This window comes from Streptomyces sp. ActVer, from assembly GCF_027270795.1.
Classification (GTDB): domain Bacteria; phylum Actinomycetota; class Actinomycetes; order Streptomycetales; family Streptomycetaceae; genus Streptomyces; species Streptomyces umbrinus_A.
In genome coordinates, this window is sequence record NZ_JAPWHT010000020.1 from 1 (window position 1) to 19,015 (window position 19,015).

Annotated in this window: 19 protein-coding genes; 16 read left to right on the plus strand and 3 right to left on the minus strand. The window is 69.7% G+C overall.

All coding sequences use genetic code 11. The annotated features are described in order from the left end of the window. Positions 1 to 1,264 (minus strand): APC family permease (locus O3Q52_RS05550; RefSeq protein ID WP_269647664.1); only part of this gene is annotated, 1,264 nt, incomplete at its 3' end. Positions 1,265 to 1,379: 115 nt separating this feature from the next. Here O3Q52_RS05550 and O3Q52_RS05555 point away from each other — a divergent pair. Both O3Q52_RS05555 and ppgK read left to right on the plus strand, forming a co-directional pair. After that, complete coding sequence (locus O3Q52_RS05555; protein WP_269647665.1) at positions 1,380 to 2,396, plus strand: 4-hydroxy-3-methylbut-2-enyl diphosphate reductase; 1,017 nt, start codon at positions 1,380 to 1,382, stop codon at positions 2,394 to 2,396. Positions 2,397 to 2,425: 29 nt separating this feature from the next. Further along, positions 2,426 to 3,172: a polyphosphate--glucose phosphotransferase gene (ppgK, locus tag O3Q52_RS05560; protein ID WP_269647666.1), complete on the plus strand. Its 747-nt coding sequence runs from the start codon at positions 2,426 to 2,428 to the stop codon at positions 3,170 to 3,172. Positions 3,173 to 3,281: 109 nt separating this feature from the next. On the opposite strand, the gene O3Q52_RS05565 is transcribed toward ppgK, so the two are convergent. Next, positions 3,282 to 3,704, minus strand: a complete 423-nt coding sequence (locus O3Q52_RS05565; RefSeq protein WP_332112868.1) for a DUF6542 domain-containing protein — start codon at positions 3,702 to 3,704, stop codon at positions 3,282 to 3,284. A 294-nt stretch (positions 3,705 to 3,998) separates the two neighbouring features. On the opposite strand from O3Q52_RS05565, the gene ychF reads away from it, so the two are divergent. From ychF to O3Q52_RS05595, 6 genes are all read left to right on the plus strand, one after another. Then, positions 3,999 to 5,087, plus strand: coding sequence for a redox-regulated ATPase YchF (gene ychF, locus O3Q52_RS05570; protein ID WP_269647668.1), 1,089 nt, complete (start codon positions 3,999 to 4,001; stop codon positions 5,085 to 5,087). Positions 5,088 to 5,535: 448 nt separating this feature from the next. Next, the gene (locus tag O3Q52_RS05575; RefSeq protein WP_332112869.1) at positions 5,536 to 5,856 is read left to right on the plus strand and encodes a hypothetical protein; all 321 of its coding nucleotides are present in this window, start codon (positions 5,536 to 5,538) and stop codon (positions 5,854 to 5,856) included. After that, the gene (locus tag O3Q52_RS05580) at positions 5,853 to 8,123 is read left to right on the plus strand and encodes a cation-translocating P-type ATPase (RefSeq protein ID WP_269647669.1); all 2,271 of its coding nucleotides are present in this window, start codon (positions 5,853 to 5,855) and stop codon (positions 8,121 to 8,123) included. Before O3Q52_RS05575 ends, O3Q52_RS05580 begins: the two co-directional genes overlap by 4 nt. Beyond that, the gene (locus tag O3Q52_RS05585; protein ID WP_269647670.1) at positions 8,120 to 8,638 is read left to right on the plus strand and encodes a copper chaperone PCu(A)C; all 519 of its coding nucleotides are present in this window, start codon (positions 8,120 to 8,122) and stop codon (positions 8,636 to 8,638) included. Before O3Q52_RS05580 ends, O3Q52_RS05585 begins: the two co-directional genes overlap by 4 nt. A gap of 151 nt (positions 8,639 to 8,789) precedes the next feature. Continuing rightward, positions 8,790 to 9,482 (plus strand): hypothetical protein, encoded by a 693-nt coding sequence (locus tag O3Q52_RS05590; protein WP_269647671.1) that lies wholly within the window; start codon positions 8,790 to 8,792, stop codon positions 9,480 to 9,482. Between the two features lie 284 nt (positions 9,483 to 9,766). Then, positions 9,767 to 10,393 carry a sigma-70 family RNA polymerase sigma factor gene (locus O3Q52_RS05595; RefSeq protein WP_269647700.1) on the plus strand — a complete coding sequence of 209 codons (627 nt, stop codon included), beginning with the start codon at positions 9,767 to 9,769 and terminating at the stop codon, positions 10,391 to 10,393. Positions 10,394 to 10,471: 78 nt separating this feature from the next. Here the strand turns inward: O3Q52_RS05595 and O3Q52_RS05600 are convergent, their stop codons facing one another. Continuing rightward, the gene (locus O3Q52_RS05600) at positions 10,472 to 10,993 is read right to left on the minus strand and encodes a copper chaperone PCu(A)C (protein WP_269647672.1); all 522 of its coding nucleotides are present in this window, start codon (positions 10,991 to 10,993) and stop codon (positions 10,472 to 10,474) included. 257 nt (positions 10,994 to 11,250) lie between these two features. Here O3Q52_RS05600 and O3Q52_RS05605 point away from each other — a divergent pair, with 257 nt between their 5' ends. The 8 genes from O3Q52_RS05605 (at position 11,251) to O3Q52_RS05640 (ending at position 18,973) form a co-directional block, all read left to right on the plus strand. Beyond that, entirely contained in the window at positions 11,251 to 11,469 is a 219-nt protein-coding gene (locus tag O3Q52_RS05605) for a hypothetical protein (RefSeq protein ID WP_269647673.1), read from the plus strand. A gap of 672 nt (positions 11,470 to 12,141) precedes the next feature. After that, positions 12,142 to 12,894, plus strand: a complete 753-nt coding sequence (locus O3Q52_RS05610; protein ID WP_269647674.1) for an aspartyl/asparaginyl beta-hydroxylase domain-containing protein — start codon at positions 12,142 to 12,144, stop codon at positions 12,892 to 12,894. A gap of 224 nt (positions 12,895 to 13,118) precedes the next feature. Then, entirely contained in the window at positions 13,119 to 14,531 is a 1,413-nt protein-coding gene (locus O3Q52_RS05615; RefSeq protein ID WP_269647701.1) for an MFS transporter, read from the plus strand. Between the two features lie 84 nt (positions 14,532 to 14,615). Beyond that, positions 14,616 to 15,707: a beta-ketoacyl-ACP synthase III gene (locus O3Q52_RS05620; protein ID WP_269647675.1), complete on the plus strand. Its 1,092-nt coding sequence runs from the start codon at positions 14,616 to 14,618 to the stop codon at positions 15,705 to 15,707. Then, the gene (locus O3Q52_RS05625) at positions 15,704 to 15,943 is read left to right on the plus strand and encodes an acyl carrier protein (RefSeq protein WP_269647676.1); all 240 of its coding nucleotides are present in this window, start codon (positions 15,704 to 15,706) and stop codon (positions 15,941 to 15,943) included. Before O3Q52_RS05620 ends, O3Q52_RS05625 begins: the two co-directional genes overlap by 4 nt. Positions 15,944 to 16,005: 62 nt before the next feature. Further along, positions 16,006 to 16,896 (plus strand): TauD/TfdA family dioxygenase, encoded by an 891-nt coding sequence (locus tag O3Q52_RS05630; RefSeq protein ID WP_269647677.1) that lies wholly within the window; start codon positions 16,006 to 16,008, stop codon positions 16,894 to 16,896. Beyond that, positions 16,893 to 17,390 carry an FcoT family thioesterase gene (locus tag O3Q52_RS05635; RefSeq protein WP_269647678.1) on the plus strand — a complete coding sequence of 166 codons (498 nt, stop codon included), beginning with the start codon at positions 16,893 to 16,895 and terminating at the stop codon, positions 17,388 to 17,390. The genes O3Q52_RS05630 and O3Q52_RS05635 overlap by 4 nt, the downstream gene beginning before the upstream one ends. Positions 17,391 to 17,413: 23 nt before the next feature. Then, positions 17,414 to 18,973, plus strand: a complete 1,560-nt coding sequence (locus O3Q52_RS05640; RefSeq protein ID WP_269647679.1) for a fatty acid--CoA ligase — start codon at positions 17,414 to 17,416, stop codon at positions 18,971 to 18,973. Positions 18,974 to 19,015: the final 42 nt, after the last annotated feature.

A 19,015-nucleotide genomic window follows, 5' to 3' on the forward strand; every position in this document is an offset into this window, starting at 1 on the left:
CGGCCACAGTGATCCCCGCCCCCACAACAGGCATCAGCACATGCCGCCACCACACCACCGCCCCACCCCGCCGCCGCACGGCGAACCAGCCCACCACACTCGCGTGCAACAGCGTGAACGCGGTCAACGCCCCGATGTCGACCACCGACACCAGATGGTCCATCCCGTCGTCACGCCGAGCGGCCCACACCGCGGCCACCATCGTGATGACGGCCGCGCAGAGCAGAGCCACCCGCGGCACCCCGGAGTCCGTCCGGGACAGAACCCGCGGCAGCCGCCGGTCCCGGGACATCGCGAACAGCAGCCGCCCCGCCGCCGCCTGCCCGGCCAGCGCCGCGAAGGCCGCCCCGATCGCCTTGCTCACCGCCACCAGATCGTGCAGCCACGTCCCGACGGAGACGTCCACGGCGTCGTAGAACGCCGACCCCTGCTTGACCGGATCGGCGGCGAGCTCCGCGGACGACAGCGGTTCGAGCAGGGCGATGAGATACGTCTGCGCGATGAACAGCACACCGGCGAGGGCGAGACAGAACAGCACCGCCCTGGCCACCTTCTCCGAACTCCCGGTCACCTCCTCGGCGAAGGAGGCGATCGCGTCGAAGCCGAGATAGGAGAGCACGGCGACCGACACGGCCCCGACGACGGCGGACAGCGCGAACGCCCCCTGGGAGCCGTCACCCGACAGCGGGGACAGCCACCCCCGCTCGGCCCCGTCGCGCGCGAGGACGACGACCGCCGACACGACGAAGACAAGGAGGACCACGATCTCCATCGCGAGCACCAGGAAACCGACGCGCGCGGCGGCCCGTACGCCCCACAGGTTGAGCAGTGTCGTGACGACGACGGCGAGTGCCGTCCACACCCACCGCGAGATCTCCGGGACCAGGGCGTTCATCGCGATCCCGGAGAAGAGGTACGCCACTGCCGGGATGAGGAGGTAGTCCAGCATCGCCATCCAGCCGGCGACGAACCCCGCCTCTTTTCCGAGTGCCGCGCGCGCGTAGGCGAACACCGAACCCGCCTGGGGGACCACGCGCACCATCTGGGCGTAGCTGAAAGCGGTGAACGCCATCGCGACCGTGGCGACGACGTAGACCAGCGCGACCGCCCCGTGCGACTTGGCGTCGAGGGTCCCGAAGATGCCGACCGGCGCCATGGGGGCGATGAACAGCAGCCCGTAGACGACCAGATCGCGGAAGCCGAGATTGCGCCGCAGACCCTGTTCGTCGTCGGCCGCGCGGGCCGAGGTCTCCGTGCCGGACATCCGTACCTCCCGAGAGTCGCGCCTGGCCCCACCCCTCCCAGCCTCCCCAGCTGCCCGACCAGTCTCCCCATCTCCCCAAGGCGGCGATCTTTGACGCGCCGGGCGCGGCCTTACGATGGGATGCATGACTGCTTCGACTGGCCGCCGTGTCCTCCTCGCCGCCCCTCGTGGCTACTGCGCGGGAGTCGACCGTGCCGTGATCGCCGTCGAGAAGGCCCTGGAGCAGTACGGGGCCCCGATCTATGTCCGCCACGAAATCGTCCACAACAAGTACGTCGTGCAGACCCTGGAGAAGAAGGGTGCGATCTTCGTCGAGCAGACGGCGGAGGTCCCCGAGGGGTCCATCGTCATGTTCTCGGCGCACGGCGTCGCCCCGGTCGTCCACGACGAGGCCGCGGCGGGCAGGCTCGCCACGATCGACGCGACCTGCCCGCTGGTAACCAAGGTCCACAAGGAAGCCGTCCGCTTCGCCAAGGAGGACTACGACATCCTCCTGATCGGGCACGAGGGCCACGAGGAAGTCATCGGCACGTCCGGCGAGGCGCCCGAGCACATCACGCTGGTCGACGGTCCCGAGGACGTGGCCAAGGTCGAGGTGCGAGACCCCTCCAAGGTGGTCTGGCTCTCCCAGACGACGCTCTCGGTCGACGAGACCATGGAGACGGTCGACGCGCTGAAGGACAAGTTCCCGCAGCTCATCTCGCCGCCCAGCGACGACATCTGCTACGCCACGCAGAACCGCCAGATCGCGGTGAAGAAGCTCGCCGAGGACGCTCAGCTGGTGATCGTGGTGGGCTCGAAGAACTCCTCGAACTCGATCCGGATGGTCGAGGTCGCCCTGGACGCGGGCGCCTCCGCCGCACACCTGGTGGACTTCGCCGCCGAGATCGACGAGGCCTGGCTGGAGGGCGTCACCACGGTCGGCCTGACCTCCGGCGCCTCGGTCCCGGACGTACTGGTGGACGGCGTGCTGGAGTGGCTGGCCGAGCGCGGCTACGGGGACGTGGAGACGGTGAAGACGGCCGAGGAGTCCATCACGTTCTCGCTCCCCAAGGAACTGCGCCGTGACCTGCGCGCGGAGGCGGCGGCCCTGGTGGCGGACCGCACCGGTGGCACCCCCTCGGCGGAGTGACTGTCCGTCGTACGACGTAACGTAGAGCCATGCAGATCTTCGGTGTGGACATCGGCGGCTCAGGGATCAAGGGTGCGCCCGTGGACCTGGACCGCGGCGACCTGGCGGAGGAGCGCTACAAAGTGCTCACGCCGCATCCCTCGACGCCCGACGCGGTGGCGGACGGCGTGAAGGAGGTCGTCGGCCACTTCGGCTGGACGGGCCCGGTCGGGATCACCTTCCCGGGGGTGGTCACCGGCGGCGCCACCATCCGTACGGCCGCCAACGTGGACAAGGACTGGATCGACACGGACGCCCGTGCCCTCCTCGGCGACCGGCTGGGCGGACTGCCGGTGACGGTGCTGAACGACGCGGACGCGGCGGGCGTCGCCGAGATGCAGTTCGGCGCGGGCCGCGACCGCCAGGGCACGGTCATCCTGCTCACGTTCGGTACGGGGATCGGCAGCGCCGTCTTCGTGGACGGCGTCCTGGTGCCGAACACGGAGCTGGGTCACCTGGAGCTGAACGGCCACGACGCGGAGAAGCACGCGTCGACCAAGGCCAAGGAGGACCACGACCTCACGTGGGAGCACTGGGCCCGGCGCGTCCAGAAGTACCTCGCCCATGTGGAGATGCTCTTCTCGCCCGAGCTGTTCATCATCGGCGGCGGCGTCAGCCGCAAGTCCCAGAAGTTCCTGCCCCTGATCGAGGGCATCAAGGCGGAGATCGTCCCGGCCCAGCTGCAGAACAACGCGGGGATCGTGGGCGCGGCGATGCGGGCGGCGAAGGCGGGCTAGCGGCGCCGGCGACGCCCGGGCGTCGACAACCCCGGGCGGCACTCGGGCCGAGCCGCCCGGACATGGCTCCGAGGCCCGGGCGGCCATGGGGAGAGCAGGGACGCGAACCTCAGCCGACCCGGCGTCGCTGCGCCGCACGACGGCTCATCATCCGCACCTTGCGCACGGTGACGATGAGCCCGGCGACGAGCGTGCCCCCGTACAGCCATCCCGCGTGCAGTGCGAGAGCGGTGACCAGCCCCATCACCCGCCCGAAGAGTCCCCCACTGCTGTCGGCGATCGGCAGGAGTCCGACGGCGAAGGCGATCGGCACGGCGACGACCGCCGTGACGAGGTCGGCCCGCCGCACCCACACCGCCGTCAACGCGCACACCGGCAGGAACAGCACCCCGTAGACGACGAGCGAGGACCCGAACAGCAGCGCGTCCAGACAGGCCAGCGCGAACATCGACGCGGCACAGAACAGCCCGCTGCCCAGCCCGGTGAGCCGGGGGTTGGGGAACCGGCGTACGGCCTGCACGAGCGGTGACACGGGCGGCGCGCTCCGCGGAACACCGGCCCCGGCCTGCCGGGTCGTACGGGCTCCACCCCGTCCGGCCTGCGGGGGAAGGGGCGCGCCGCGCTGCGGCGGTGACTGAGGGGGACGAGTTCTGTGTTGCTCCACAGGTCCAACTTAGGTCGGGTTATGTGTGGAATAGGCCCTGGGACACGCGCTTTGGCCGACCTTGGCCAAGCGTTCGATACGTCGCCGGTACGGGGCGCGGAACGCCGTAGACTGGTGGATCGTCTGGATCGTCCTCCACCCTTACGTACGGGAAGTCGCAACGTGTCGCTCACGATCGGAATCGTCGGTCTGCCGAATGTCGGCAAGTCGACCCTGTTCAACGCCCTGACCAAGAACGACGTGCTGGCGGCCAACTACCCGTTCGCCACGATCGAGCCGAACGTAGGCGTGGTCGGCGTCCCCGACGCCAGGCTGACCAAGCTGGCAGAGATCTTCAGCTCTCAGAAGATCCTCCCGGCCACGGTCGACTTCGTGGACATCGCGGGCATCGTGCGCGGAGCGAGCGAGGGCGAGGGCCTCGGCAACAAGTTCCTCGCGAACATCCGTGAGTCGGACGCGATCTGCCAGGTCATCCGTGCCTTCAAGGACGAGAACGTCGTGCACGTGGACGGCAAGGTCTCGCCGAAGGACGACATCGAGACGATCAACACCGAGCTGATCCTCGCCGACCTGCAGACCATCGAGAAGGTCCTGCCGCGCCTCCAGAAGGAGTCGCGGATCAAGAAGGACGTCGTGGCGAAGGTGGCGGCGGTCGAGGCGGCCAAGGAGATCCTGGACGGCGGCCAGACCCTCTTCGCCGCGGGCATCAAGCAGGACTCGGACCAGGAGGCGCTCCTCCACGACCTGCACCTGCTCACCGTCAAGCCGTTCCTCTACGTCTTCAACGTCGACGAGGACGAGCTGACCGACGACGCCTTCAAGGCCGAGCAGAGCGCACTGGTCGCCCCCGCCGAGGCGATCTTCCTCAACGCCAAGCTGGAGGCGGACCTCGCCGAGCTGGACGACGAGGAGGCCCTGGAGCTCCTCCAGTCCGTCGGAGTCGAGGAGCCGGGCCTCGCCACGCTGGCCCACGTCGGCTTCAACACCCTCGGCCTGCAGACCTACCTCACCGCCGGCCCCAAGGAATCCCGAGCCTGGACGATCAAGAAGGGCGCCACCGCCCCCGAGGCCGCCGGAGTCATCCACACCGACTTCCAGAAGGGCTTCATCAAGGCGGAGGTCATCTCCTTCGAAGACCTCGTCGAAACAGGCTCAGTGGCCGAGGCCCGAGCCAAGGGCAAGGCCCGCATGGAGGGCAAGGAGTATGTGATGCAGGACGGGGATGTGGTGGAGTTCAGGTTCAATGTGTAGCGGGTGACATACCACCACGTGACTGATCTGGCAAATGTCCAGGTCGGAAGGGGTCCGGCTCTCCAGGGTTGGGCCCCTAGTTTTTTCCCGTGCTGGGATGGTGCTGGGAAAGCTGACCCCTCGTCACCTGTCATCACCCCTGCTCGTCCCTACCGTGCTGGGATCGTGCTGGGATGGGATGAGGGCGCCCGTGCTGGGTCGTGTGCGGTCCAGCTCCTGACGGCGGGAGTGCGCGGGGAATGGTCTCCCAGCCTTCTTCGCGACTCCGAGGTGGAAGCGGATCTGCGCCGGCGCCTCGGGTGCTACGGCCTCATCACTTTCGGGCGCTCCAGGTGCCCTGCCGACGGCAACCCGTTGGCAGGGCAAGCTGTCTGTCTGCCTGATGTGGCGCACGGTACGGATGCCTCACGCGTGACGCGCGCCACAGATCTGCTCCGGAACTCGGGCCGTGCTCAGTCCGACTACTGCTTCGGTACGGCGCGATCCGAGCGACGCCGTACGACGTGACCTGGAGACGCGGTTGATGGACGAGTCCCGGCAATCCTCCTTCCTGGGCGTGAGTGCGGTGCTGCGGAAAGTGGCGCCCCCGCCCGCGCTCTGCGGCTTCCTTCTGTTGCTGGCCCTGATTTTCACGGCGTCCTACGTCGCAGGGACGGCCAGCGGCCCCGTCGCGCCCGGCATGCACGGCACCAGCGACACCCCCGGCGGCGGGAGCGGGGACATGGGAGACATGGACGAGATGGACATGCGCGGGGGAGGCAACGGATGAGCGCCGAGCCGGTGGCTGCCCTGGTGACGACCGATCTGGCCGTCGGGGGCATGACCTGTGCGGCCTGTGTGAACCGGGTCGAGAAGAAGCTCGCCAAGCTGGAAGGAGTCACTGCGACCGTCAATCTGGCCACGGGGCGGGCCCGGGTGAGCCATCCGTCGCAGGTCAGCCCGGAGGAACTGGTCGCGACGGTCGAGAAGGCCGGTTACACGGCCGCCCTGCCCGAGCCGCCGAAGAAGCAGCAGCGTGAGGACGCGGAAGCGGACGAGGACGCGGAGTCCGACGACGCCCGGCAGGAGCGCGACCGTCTGTTGATCACGGCGCTGCTCGCGGTGCCGGTGCTCGTGTTGTCCATGGTGCCCGCGCTCCAGTTCCGCAACTGGCAGTGGCTGTGCTTCGTCCTCACCGCGCCCGTCGCCGTGTGGGGCTCTTGGCCGTTCCACGTGCGGGCGGTGCGCGGGCTGCGGCACTCGACGGCGACCATGGACACGTTGGTGTCCCTGGGCGTGGTGGCTTCCTTCGCGTGGTCGACGTACGCGCTCTTCCTCGGGGGAGCCGGCGATCCCGGGATGCGGATGCCGTTCACGCTCGTACCCACCGCCTCGGAGGGTGTCGCGCACATCTACCTCGAAGCGGCCGTCGGCGTACCACTGTTCGTGCTGACGGGGCGGTTCCTGGAGGCGCGGGCCCGGCGCGGGACCGGGGCGGCGCTGCGGTCGCTGGCCGAACTCGCCGCCAAGGAGGTCTCGGTACGCGAGGACGGCATCGAACGGCTCATCCCCATCGAGGAGTTGAGGGCCGGGCAGGTCTTCCTCGTGCGGCCCGGGGAGCGGGTGGCCACCGACGGCGAGGTGGTGGAGGGGAGTTCCGCGGTCGATCTGTCCCTGGTCACCGGGGAGAGCGAGCCGGTGGAGGTCGGGCCGGGCTCGGCCGTGGTCGGCGGGGCCGTCAACGCCGGCGGGCTGTTGCTCGTACGGGCGATGGCCGTCGGCGCCGACACACAGCTTGCCCGCATCACCCGTCTGGTCACCGACGCGCAGGCAGGCAAGGCGCGCGCCCAGCGGCTGGCCGACTCGGTCGCCGGTGTATTCGTGCCCGTCGTGCTGGCGCTGGCCGTCACCGCACTCGGGTTCTGGCTGGGTGCCGGGGCCGATCCGCAGGCGGCGATCACGGCCTGTGTGGCCGTCCTGGTCGTGGCCTGCCCGTGCGCGCTGGGCCTCGCGACCCCGACCGCGCTCATGGCCGCCACCGGACGGGGTGCCCAACTGGGGGTCCTCGTCACCGGCCCGCAGGCGCTGGAGGGGCTTCAGCACATCGACGCCGTCGTCCTCGACAAGACCGGCACGCTCACCTCGGGGCACATGAGCGTCGCCCGGGTCACCGCCGTACCGGACGGGCTCGGTCGCGAGGCGGTGCTGCGGTTGGCCGGTGCCGTGGAGCAGGGCTCGGAACACCCGCTCGGCCGGGCCGTCTCCGCGTACGCCCGGCGGGAGTCGCCCGAGGAACGGCTGCCGGACGTGAGCGGCTTCAGCGCCCTGCCGGGGCTGGGGGTGCGCGGCCGGGTCGAGGGGCGGCTGGTCGAAGTCCTCGCCCCGGACGAGGAGTTGCCCGCCGCCCTCGCGGACGCCCTGCCGGCGGCCGAAGCAGCCGCCCACACGCCCGTACTGGTCCGCGTGGACGGCACGGCAGAAGCCCTGATCGAGATCGGTGATGTCGTGCGGCCCGGCAGCTACCGGGCTGTCGAGCGGCTGCGGCGCCTCGGCGTGCGCCCCGTGCTGGCCACCGGCGACCGCGAGGCGCCCGCCCGGGCCGTCGCGGACGCACTGGGCATCGACGAGGTGCATGCCCGCCGCACGCCTGAGGACAAGGCCGATCTCGTACTGGACCTGCAGGAGCAGGGGTACCGGGTCGCGGTCGTCGGTGACGGCGTGAACGACGCCGCGGCGCTGGCCGGCGCCGACCTGGGCATCGCCATGGGCACCGGCACCGACGTCGCGATCGGAGCCGCCGATGTCACGCTGGTGCGCGGTGACATCGAGGCCCTGGCGGACGCGATCAAGCTCGCCCGGCGCACGCTGGGCACGATCCGCGCCAACCTCGTCTGGGCCTTCGGCTACAACGCCGTCACCGTGCCGCTCGCGATGGTGGGCCTGCTCAATCCGATGGTCGCCGCGGCGGCCATGTCGGCCAGTTCGGTGCTGGTCGTCGCCAACAGCCTGCGGCTGCGCGCCTGGCAGCCCTCACCCGCCCGGAGCCGCACCCGATGACCGGCGACATCTGGAGACCCGACCGCCGTCGGCTCACCGACACCCTGTCCGCCGCACTCGCGCCCGTTGCCGCGTTCGGCCTCGCCCTCGGCGGTCTGAGCATGTGGACCGCCTATGGCAACGCGGGCAGCCCCGCCCGTGTCGCGGTCAGCGACGGCCGGGTGTTCCTGCCCACTGGCGACACCCCTGAGACAGCGGCCTTCTTCCGGATCACCAACAGCGGGGGCTCGGCGGACCGGCTGCTGAAGGTGACTTCCGCCGAGGCCGGCGGTGTCACCAGACTCAGCCGCCACCGTATGGTCACCGCCAACACGGCATCGGACCAGACGGTGACCTCGGTGTCTGTCCCGGCCGGCGGCAGCCTCGCCATGTCCCCGTCCAGCCTCGACGTGATCGTGCCGGCGAAGACGGAGTGGCAGGCCGGTGACCTCATCACGTTCACGCTGCACTTCGAGCGCAGCGGGGCCGTGGAGTACCCCGCGGTCGTGGTCCGCCCTGGCCAGGACGGAACGTGACTTCTCCACTCCCAGAAGTCGGGCGGGACGCCCGTCGGGTTCCGGCATGCCGGTGTGTCCTGTATCACCGATGCGGGGTTGAGTGGCAGGCCCGGGTGTTGTGCGTACCCACCTGTGACGAGCGGGGCTCGGATGCAAGGATGAGGCCGACATGACTGCTGGGTGGTGTGCGCGCACGATACGGGCCGCGGTGTTCGCGGCCGTCTGTGTGTTGCTCGCCGCCCTCGGCCACGTCCTGATGTCGGGTTCCACCGTGCCCTGGTGGACGATGGCCGCCGGGTTCGTCGCCACGAGCGCCTTCGGCTGGTGTCTGGCGGGCCGTGAACGCGGGCTCACGCTGGTGGTGTCTGCCGTGGCCCTCGCCCAGGGCACGCTCCACTGGACCTTCTCGTTGGCCCCGTCGGGGGCATCGGGGTCCGGCACGGACTCCGTGGCGCAGCACATGAGTGGTGACCCGAGCGGCATGCCCATGGGCTCCACGTCCATGGACGCGATCGACATGGCCTCCATGGACATGGGCCACTCGGCGCCTGCAGGGCAGCTCGGCCCCATGGCTCACGACATGGGCGGCACGTCGTCGTTCGGCATGCTCGCCGCCCACACTCTGGCCGCACTGCTCAGCGGCCTGTGGCTGGCCCACGGCGAGCGGGCCGCCTTCCGAGTCCTGCGGGCCGTCACGGGATGGCTGGCCGCTCCGCTGCGGCTGCCGATCGCCCTGCCCGCCGTGCCGCACCACCGGCCGCGCCCGCGGCCCACACGCGAGCGCTCGGAGCGGGTACCAAGGCTGACGCTCGCTCACACGATCATTTCTCGGGGGCCTCCGGCCGGGACCGCTGTCGCCTGAGACAGCCGGTTCCCCGAGGCCGTCCCCCCATTCCGCATCCCCATGAGCGCTGTGTCATCGGCGCCGGGATCAGGGGCAGGGCTTTCGGGCACGGGTCGTTCACGTCGTACGGCCCCATCCCACTTCCCTCCTGTTCCGGGACTTTCCGCAGCGGCGCACCGCGCGCCTCCGCGCACCCCGCGCGCCCGACCCTGGCGTGCCGCTTCGCGATCGCGCGTGCCGCCGTGCTGGATCCCGGACAACCCGAGAAGGACAAACAGGTGATCACTCCTGTCCCTCCCGCTTTGCGCGAAAAGCGCGAGGCGGGGTACGACGTGACGGACGAGTCCGGCGCGGCATCGCGCGACGAGTCGGCCACCGCCTGGGCGCTGGCCGCCCGCGGTGGCGACCCTGACGCCGTCGACCGGTTCGTACGGGCGCTGCATCCCGACGTCGTCCGCTACATCACTCATCTCTCCTCAGATCGCCAGCTCGCCGACGATCTGGCTCAGGACACGTTTCTGCGGGCGCTCGGCAGTCTGCACCGGTTCGAGGGGCGTTCGTCGGCGCGCACGTGGCTGCTGTCCATCGCGCGTCGCACCGTGGTCGACAGCCTGCGGTACGCCGCCACGCGGCCTCGGTTGGTCGACGGGGACGACTGGACGATACGAGCCGAGCGGGCCCAGCCGAGAGGCCTGCCCGGCTTCGAGGAAGGCGTGGCGTTGCTCGACCTGCTGGACGCCCTGCCTCCCGAGCGCCGCCAGGCGTTCGTCCTCACCCAGTTGGCGGGGCTGCCCTACGAGGAGGCCGCCGAGTTCAGCGGCTGCCCCGTAGGGACGATCCGGTCGCGGGTGGCACGGGCCCGGGCGGCCCTCGTCGAACTCCTTGCCGAGGCCGAGGAACTGCCTGTCCCGGCCGCCGTGGCGGCCTGACGAAGGGAGTGCCGGTGTCCTTCGCGGACGCGGGACACCGGCACCCTCCCGCTCTCCGGCCCACCCTGGTGCCGGGGCTCATCGCACGCCCTCGGTCACGGTCGCCCGGACGACGACCCGCCCGCTCTGTCGGAACCACAGGGTGTACGGCAGTGTCTCCCCGGCCCTGAGCTCGGGTGGATCCAGGATCACGACCCCGAGTCCGCCCGGGGCCATGCGTACCGTGCCGCCTGCCGGAACGTCGACAGCCCATACGGGAGCCGTACGCCCTGTCCCGGTCCGGCGCACCGTACGGCGGAGCACGCTGAGGCCCAGTTCTGTCGAGTCCGCGTACAGCAGTGTGTCCTTCGACGAGCCGGCGTTGCGGACCTCGAAGTAGGCGGCGGTGGAGTCGGAGCCCGGGGCTGCCGCGATGATGCGCGCGTCGACGACCGTGATCCTGGGCGGCGCCTCGCCTGCCGCGCCGGTCGCGGTGTAGGCCACCAGCAGGGCAAGCGCACCACAGGAGGCACCCAAAGGTGCGCCGACAGCCCGCAGGACGTTTCCCAAGGGCGAGTTCCGCTTCCGGCGCATCACACGCATCAGGCTTCTCGGCTCCATGTGTCAGTGGTCGTGGCGCGGGTCCGGCTGGTTCCCGGTACTTGCCGAGCTGACCGGTTCCGGCCGGTGGAGGCGGGGAAGGACCCCTCCGAAGCGGGGAACGGACGCGGTCGCGGAACTGCGCTGACCGTGGCGGGGAGGGCGGCATGCCGGGGCGCGAGCGACAGTCGAAGGCGGGGACACCGCGGAGTTGGCCGTGGGAGCAGCAGGCCGTTCGAGCCGAACGCCGTTGGCCACGGATCGATGGTGCCTGGCCCATGAGCGCAGCCACCCCAGCCGTGTTGGCCGGCGGTTACGCCTGGCTGGGTTCCGTGGTGGGCGGCCTTCCCGGGGCTCTGCTGGGCTGCGTCGCGGGACTGGTCCTGAGCGGGCTGCTCTTTCTTCTGGTGGAGTCGGCCGTCTCGGGTCCGCGGCCGCCGCACCGCAGTGGCCGCGGCGCGGTGGAGGCCCGCTCGCACTTCCGCAGGCGCGGCTGAACAGAACGCCGCGCGAACACGGGAACTCCGCGGTCCGCCGGCGCGACTACTTGTTCGTGGGGCCGAGCGGGGGAGCGGACACGCCAGGAGCGTGCCCGCGCCGCCGACCGCGTGACGCCCGTCCGCGTTACGTCAAGTGCCGTCACAGCAAAGGAAATTGGCCCGAAGACGCGGGAACTCGGGACTGCCGGCGACCGACTACTGGTTCGACAGCGCGGTTCGACACCGACTGACCACCATGTGAGGTCGTCGGCGGGTCGGGGCGCGGAACTTCGGGCGAAGGTGGTTCGGCACACGTGAAGCGAAGACGTCTGTTGCAGTCATCCGCGGCGGCGATCGGTGCCCTCTCGACGACCCCACTCGCGGCCGGCGGCGCCGCCAACGCGGCAGCCCCGGGGCGCGCTCGCGGCGACAGCGGTGAAGCACTGCGAGTCCACATCGTCACCTTCGACGGCGTGGAAGAGCTGGACGTCTTCGGCCCGTTCGAGGTCTTCTCAGTGGCTGCCCGGGCCCATCCGGTGACGGTGAAGCCGGTGACCGGCGGGGAGGCGGCCGAGGTGACCCACAGCTTCGGCACGAAGGTGGCCGCAGAGGCCATGGTCCCCGTACGACGCCGATCTGCTCGTCGCGTCACGAATCCCCTGACCCGGCCGCCGAGTTCCGGAGAACCGTATGACACCAGAGATAGAGAACGCCTTCGCCGCGATCAGAGCCGAGTTCGGTGCGGAATCGATCACTCGGGTCGAGCAGATGCTGGAGCCGGGCGGTGGCGAACGGCATCCACTGCAGAAGGGAGCCAAGTGGATCATGCCGGGGCTCTCTCCCACTCCCTGGCACGACCCGTACTCCTACGCCGAACTCGCCCCCGTCGTCCATGAACTGGAAGCCAGTCATCAGGCGATCAAGAAAGAGCTGAGTGCCGCCTGGGCGGCGCGCCGGGAGGCGTTCTCCGACTACGAGCACTATCTGACCCGTCAGGAGAACTGGCAGGCTCTCTACCTCTTCCGTGAAGGAGGTCTCGTCGAGGAGTCCGCCGCAACGGTTCCGACTGCTTATCAGGTACTGAAAGACGTGGCCGTCGACACGGAGAAGATATGCCCTCTCCTGGAATGTCATTTCTCCACCCTGTTGCCGGGCGCCGTAATCGAACCCCACTGCGACCTGTGGAACTTCAGCATCAACCTGCATCTCGCCGTGGACATCCCGGACGGGTGCAGCATCACGGTCGCCGGAGAGGCGCGCTCCTGGGAAGAGGGAAAGTGCCTGCTCTTCGACTACTCCTTCGAGCATGAGGCACGCAACTCGGGGACCCGGCCGCGGACCTGCCTGCTCATCGACCTCTGGCATCCGGAGACCACCGTTCCGGAACGCCGGTCGCTCGTCGCCCTGATGACTGAGATTCGGCGTCTCATGGGGGAGCGGTGACGCGCAGGAAGTAATTCGTTCAACTCCTGGTTTTCCTCTCCCGGTAGTTTTCGACTGCCGGGTAAAAGGGCTGCCCTGATAGTCCGTGAACATGCAATGCGGTTCGAGAAGTTGGCCATTCACAAGCCGGATCAGGGCTGCTACCGTGACTGAAAATGATCGACCTGCTGGAATTCCCTCCACGGGAATTCCGTGTAATGCGATCCCAAGGGGGGTGATCGATGATGTCCGCGACAGGGCCGGTGAAGACTCCGCTGCGAAAGCCACTTGGACTTCCCTTGTTCGTGCTGGCGTTGGGACAGCTCGTCATCTCGCTCGACTACAACATCGTGTATGTCGCGCTGCCGGACATCGGCGCCGGGCTGGGATTCTCCGACCACGACCTGCAGTGGGTGGTGAGCGCCTACGTCGTGGCCACGGGAGGCTTCCTGCTGCTCGGCGGCCGGGCCGCGGATCTGCTCGGCAAGCGCCGGATGTTCGTAGTCGCGGCGCTGCTGTACGCGGGGTCGTCCCTCGTGGGCGGCCTGTCGGATTCACCGGGCGTCCTGGTGGCCGTCAGGGCGGTACAGGGCGTCGGCGGCTCCCTGCTGTTCCCGGCGACGCTGTCCCTGATCAACACCATGTACGACGAAGGGCCCGACCGGAACCGGGCCCTGGCGGTGTGGGGTGCCGCGGGAGCCGGCGGGCTCTGCTTCGGATCCCTCCTCGGCGGGGTCCTGGTGGAGGCGTTCGGCTGGCAGTCGGTGTTCTTCGTCAACGTGCCCGTGGCGGGAGCCCTCGCGGTGGCCGGGTGGTCGCTCTTCCCCGTGGACGGGCCGCGGGACCGCTCGCGGCACTTCGACGTGGCGGGCGCGCTGACCGCGACGGGCGGGATCACGCTCCTGGTGTTCCTGCTGGTGCAGGCCCCCGCGGAGGGCTGGGGCACGCCCGTGGCCCTCGGGAGCGCGGTGCTGTCCGCCGGGCTGCTGTCGCTCTTCGCCGTCGTGGAGAGGCGATCCCGAGATCCGCTCGTACCGGCAAGGCTGTTCGCCCACCGCGGTCTGCTCGCGGCCATGGGGGTGACCGCCCTGTTCAGCGCCACGTTCAGCTCCGTGCCGTACTTCCTGACCCTCTACTTCCAGACCGTCCGCGGCTACAGCGCCGTCGCGACCGGGCTCGCGTTCCTCGTGCCCGCCGTGGTGGTGGCCGTCGGTACGCAGGTCGGCGAACGGGCCGTGTCCGCCTTCGGCATGCGCCGCATGCTGGTGGGCGGCATGGCGCTGGGCGCCGCCGGAGCAGCGGCCCTCGGCCTGGCACTCACCTCGGACGGCTCGTATCCCGCGCTGCTGCCGGGGATCGTGCTGATGGGCCTCGGCCAGGGGGCCGCGTGGACGGGCATGTGGATCGCCGCGTCCGCCGGAGTGGCCCCCGGGGACCAGGGCATCGCCTCGGGACTGGCGTCGACCACCCTGCAGGTCGGCGGCGCGGTGGGCCTCGCCGTACTGGTCGCCCTCGCCGGCGGCGTCGGGCAGAGCGCCTCGGGCCCCGGGCTCCTCGGCGGCATCCGTACCGCCGTCTTCGTGATCGCGGGCGGCATCGGGTGCGGCGCACTCGCACTGCTCGTCCGGCGCAGGACGACCGGGACCGGCGGTCCCTAGGCCCTCCCTTCGCGCCTTCCCTGTCTCACCTCCCTTCCCGTGTCCGGGCTGCCCGGCCGTCCTCCGTCATGCCAGGAGAACCCCATGTCCCCTACCGCCGCCGGTCCTTCCGCCGCTCCGGCCGCCGTCCTGTGCGGGCTGGCCGGATGGGTGCCGTCCCGCGTGGTGACCAACGAGCACCTCGCGCGACGGCTCGACACCGACGACGCGTGGATCCGCACCCGGACCGGGATCCGCCGACGGCATGTCGTCGATCCCGGACAGGCGACGTCCGACCTGGCCGTCGAAGCCGGCCGCCGGGCCCTCGCCTCCGCCGCGACGGACCGGGTCGACGCCGTGGTCGTCGCCACCACGACCCCCGACCGCACCTGCCCGGCCACCGCGCCCGCGGTCGCCGCGCGACTCGGGCTGGCGGGAGTTGCCGCCTTCGACATCAGCGCCGTCTGCACCGGGTTCGTCTACGGGCTCGCCTCGGCCGCCGGTCTCATCGCGGCCGGCGTGACCGAACGGGTGCTGCTCATCGGGGCGGACACCTACTCCACGATCGTGGACCCGCTGGACCGGGCCAACGCGATCATCTTCGGCGACGGCGCCGGAGCCGTTGTCCTGCGCGCCGGGCATCCCGACGAGCCGGGCGCGGTCGGCCACTTCGACCTCGGCAGCGACGGCGCCCAGGAGGACCTGATCATGGTCGCGGCCGGCGGCTCCCGTCAGCGCTCCCTACCGGGCGAACGCAGCCGCCAGGACTGGCACTTCGCCATGCGGGGCAAGGAGGTCTACCGCCACGCGGTGACGCGTATGGCCGAGTCCGCGCGCGCCACGCTGTCCCGGGCCGGCTGGAAGATCGACGACGTCGACCACTTCGTACCCCACCAGGCCAACCTGCGGATCCTGCACTCGGTGGCCGACGACCTCGGTCTCCCCCGGGAGCGCTGCGTGACCCATGTCGAGTCCGTCGGCAACACCGGCGCCGCGTCCATCCCGCTCGCCCTCGCCGACGCGGTCGCCGGTCAAGCGGTCCGCCCGGGCGACCGGCTTCTGCTCACCGCCTTCGGAGGCGGCCTCACGTGGGGCTCCTGCCTCCTGACCTGGCCCGCGCTGCCCGCGCCGGCCCATCCGTACGACCCCTGCGACCCCCACGACCCCTGCGGCCAAGGAGAACGGACGACGTCATGAGCACCACCTACGAACAGTTGGCCGACATCCTCGCGAGGCTGCATGACGCTCCCGCGGACCGGATCCGTCCCGAGGCAACCCTCGGTGAACTGGACGTCGACTCGCTGACGACGGTCGAGATCAGCATCCGCATCGAGCGCGACCTCGGTGTGAAGGTCGGCGACGACGAACTCCAGCCCGACCTCACGCTCGGCGACATCGCCGGACTCGTCGACGCCCGACAAGCGGCGGTCTGACTCCTCTTCTCCACTCTCTGTTCCATTCCTCGAGTTCTCCACTCATCGAAAGGCAGCAGCCCATGCAGATCAAGGAACAGCCCGGCACCGCGATCGGCGCGGCGGTCGAGGGATTCGACCACGCCACCGCCTCGGACGCCGACATCGACGCCCTCAAGAGCACCGTCTACACGAAGAAGATCGCCGTGCTGAAGGGCCAGGATCTCTCTCCCCAGGAGTTCCTTGCACTCGGCAAGCGGCTGGGCCGACCGGAGACCTACTACGAACCGATGTACCAGCACCCGGAGGTTTCCGAGATATTCGTCTCCTCCAATGTGCCGGAGAACGGAAAGCAGATAGGTGTCCCGAAGACCGGTAAGTTCTGGCACGCCGACTACCAGTTCATGCCGGACCCGTTCGGAATCACCCTGATCTACCCCCAGGTCATTCCGGAGAAGAACCGGGGCACATATTTCATCGACATGGGCCGGGCGTACGACAGGCTGCCCGAGGATCTCAAGAAGGAAATCGGCGGGACGTACTGCCGGCACTCCGTCCGCAAGTACTTCAAGATCCGGCCCCACGATGTCTACCGCCCCATCTCCGAGATCATCGAGGAGGTCGAGCGGAAGACCCCGGCTGTCGTCCAGCCGACCACGTTCACGCACCCCATGACCGGCGAGACGGTCCTCTACATCAGTGAGGGCTTCACCGTCGGCATCGAGGACCAGAACGGCGAACCGCTCGACGACGAGCTGCTCAAGCGGCTGTTCGACGCCACCGGCCAGCTCGACGAGTCCTTCGAGCACGACAACATCCACCTGCAGAGCTTCGAGCAGGGTGACCTGCTGGTCTGGGACAACCGCAGCCTCATCCACCGCGCCCGGCACACGACCACGCCGGAGCCGACCGTCTCCTACCGCGTCACCGTGCACGACGAACGCAGGCTGCACGACGGGATCAGGGCGGCATGACGGACGAAGCCCTGCTGACGCAAGTGCTGATGCCGTACAAGGACCACTGCAAGTACCTGCGTTCGGCCGTTGTGACGGAAACCGACGGACACGCCTCCGCCCGCTGCGAGTTCGAGATCCCCGAGTCGTGCTACATCGATGACACCGGACATCTGAATTCCGTCGAGGTGAACATCTGCTACAACCAGATGATGTATTACCTCGTTGCCAAGTCCGTGAAAGAAGGGCTGGGGACGGGGTTCGAATCCTGGACGCTGGAAGACTTCTGGAAGCACCAGCTCCCGGACATTCTCATCGCTCGCTTCTCATCGCATTTCCGACGCCCGGTCAATCCCCGTGTGTTCTCCGGAGAGATGGAGTTCCGGTCCGTCACCCGGCGTGCTCCGGCCGGCGGGAGCACGTTCCTGCACGCCGATACGGCCTTCCGTTACTGGGACGCCGGCTCGGGCCGCTGCGACGGCGAGGCGACCCTGGCGTTCGTCAACGTCCCCTGACACGAGACTGGAGATCCACGACCATGGACCGGCTCCACCACCCGCAGCTCCAGACACTCGTCCAGACCGCGAGCTTCCACGCGGAGCACCAGCCCACCACCCCCGCGATTCTCTGCGAGGGCCGCACGCTGACGTACGGGCAACTGCACCGCGAGAGCAACCGCATCGCACACGCCCTTGAGGCCGCCGGACTCGCGCCGGGCGACCGGGTCGCGTACCTCGGCAAGGAGTCCGAGCACTACTACGAGATCCTCTTCGGCTGTGCCAAGAGCGGCACCGTCCTGGTGCCCGTCAACTGGCGGCTCACCGCGCCCGAGGTCAGCCACATCCTGCAGGACTCCGGCACCCGACTGCTCTTCCTGGAGGACGAGTTCGGGCCGATCGTCGAGAAGATGCCGACCGCGCCCCCCGAAACGAACGTCGCGCTCGGCGAGTCCTTCGCCGCCTGGAAGGCATCGCACCCGGGAACCGACCCGAAGCCGTACGACGTCACCCCCGACACCCCGGTCGCGCAGCTCTACACCAGTGGCACCACCGGACTGCCCAAGGGCGTCGTGCTCGCCCACCGCAGCTTCTTCGCGATCCGTGACGCCCTGGCGAGCGAGGGTCTCGACTGGATCGACTGGCGGGTCGGGGACATCGCACTGATCGGCATCCCCGGGTTCCACATCGGTGGCCTGTGGTGGGCCACGCAGAACTTCAACGCCGGAACCACCGTCGTCGCGATGCGCGCCTTCGCCGCCCGCCAGGCCGTCGACCTGATCCGCGATCTCGGCATCACGACCGCCTGCGTCGTGCCTGCCATGCTCCGCATGATGCTGACCGAACCCGGCGTCGGCGCCAAGGACTTCACCACTCTGCGCAAGACGGTCTACGGCGGCTCCCCGATATCGGAGGCACTGCTGGAGGAGAGCCTCGCCGTCCTCGACTGCGAGTTCGCCCAGATCTACGGCCTCACCGAGACCGGCAACACCGCGGTCTGCCTGCCGCCTGCCGCACACGTCCCCGGCGGTTCCCTGATGCAGGCGGCGGGCCACCCCTATCCGGGCGTACGCAGCAAGGTGATCGACGGCGAGGGACGCGAACTGCCGCCGGGCGCGGTCGGCGAGGTCTGCCTGGCCACGCCCGCCCGCATGGTCGAGTACTGGGGACTGCCCGACAGGACCGCCGAGACCCTCGTCGACGGCTGGATCCACACAGGGGACGCCGGTTTCGTCGACGAGGACGGCTACGTCTTCATCCGCGACCGCATCAAGGACGCGATCCTCGTCGCCGGCGAGAACGTCTACCCGGCCGAGATCGAGAACGTCCTGGAGGGCCACCCCGGAGTCGCCGAGGCCGTCGTCGTCGGCGCCCCCGACGAGCGTTGGGGCGAGTACGTGCACGCCTTCGTCGTCCCCGCACCCGAGCAGCGGCCCAGCCCCCGGGACCTGCACACCTTCCTCGTCCCACAGCTCGCCGGCTTCAAGCTGCCCGCCCGCTACGAGTTCATCGACAGCGTCCCGCGCAACCCCAGCGGCAAGATCCTGCGCCGCGAACTGCGCGACCGCTTCTGGGGCGACTCCGCACGCAAGGTCAACTGACCGCCGCCGACGAGCTACCGAGAGCCGACGCGACACCGAGAG

Coding starts and splice junctions, on each gene's coding strand:
- O3Q52_RS05610 (WP_269647674.1), top strand. CDS start 12,142: ATGACACCAGAGATAGAGAACGCCTTCGCCGCGATCAGAGCCGAGTTC.
- ppgK (WP_269647666.1), top strand. CDS start 2,426: ATGCAGATCTTCGGTGTGGACATCGGCGGCTCAGGGATCAAGGGTGCG.
- O3Q52_RS05615 (WP_269647701.1), top strand. CDS start 13,119: ATGTCCGCGACAGGGCCGGTGAAGACTCCGCTGCGAAAGCCACTTGGA.
- O3Q52_RS05640 (WP_269647679.1), top strand. CDS start 17,414: ATGGACCGGCTCCACCACCCGCAGCTCCAGACACTCGTCCAGACCGCG.
- O3Q52_RS05630 (WP_269647677.1), top strand. CDS start 16,006: ATGCAGATCAAGGAACAGCCCGGCACCGCGATCGGCGCGGCGGTCGAG.
- O3Q52_RS05580 (WP_269647669.1), top strand. CDS start 5,853: ATGAGCGCCGAGCCGGTGGCTGCCCTGGTGACGACCGATCTGGCCGTC.
- O3Q52_RS05605 (WP_269647673.1), top strand. CDS start 11,251: ATGAGCGCAGCCACCCCAGCCGTGTTGGCCGGCGGTTACGCCTGGCTG.
- O3Q52_RS05620 (WP_269647675.1), top strand. CDS start 14,616: ATGTCCCCTACCGCCGCCGGTCCTTCCGCCGCTCCGGCCGCCGTCCTG.
- O3Q52_RS05635 (WP_269647678.1), top strand. CDS start 16,893: ATGACGGACGAAGCCCTGCTGACGCAAGTGCTGATGCCGTACAAGGAC.
- O3Q52_RS05590 (WP_269647671.1), top strand. CDS start 8,790: ATGACTGCTGGGTGGTGTGCGCGCACGATACGGGCCGCGGTGTTCGCG.
- O3Q52_RS05600 (WP_269647672.1), bottom strand. CDS start 10,993: ATGGAGCCGAGAAGCCTGATGCGTGTGATGCGCCGGAAGCGGAACTCG.
- O3Q52_RS05625 (WP_269647676.1), top strand. CDS start 15,704: ATGAGCACCACCTACGAACAGTTGGCCGACATCCTCGCGAGGCTGCAT.
- O3Q52_RS05585 (WP_269647670.1), top strand. CDS start 8,120: ATGACCGGCGACATCTGGAGACCCGACCGCCGTCGGCTCACCGACACC.
- O3Q52_RS05555 (WP_269647665.1), top strand. CDS start 1,380: ATGGGATGCATGACTGCTTCGACTGGCCGCCGTGTCCTCCTCGCCGCC.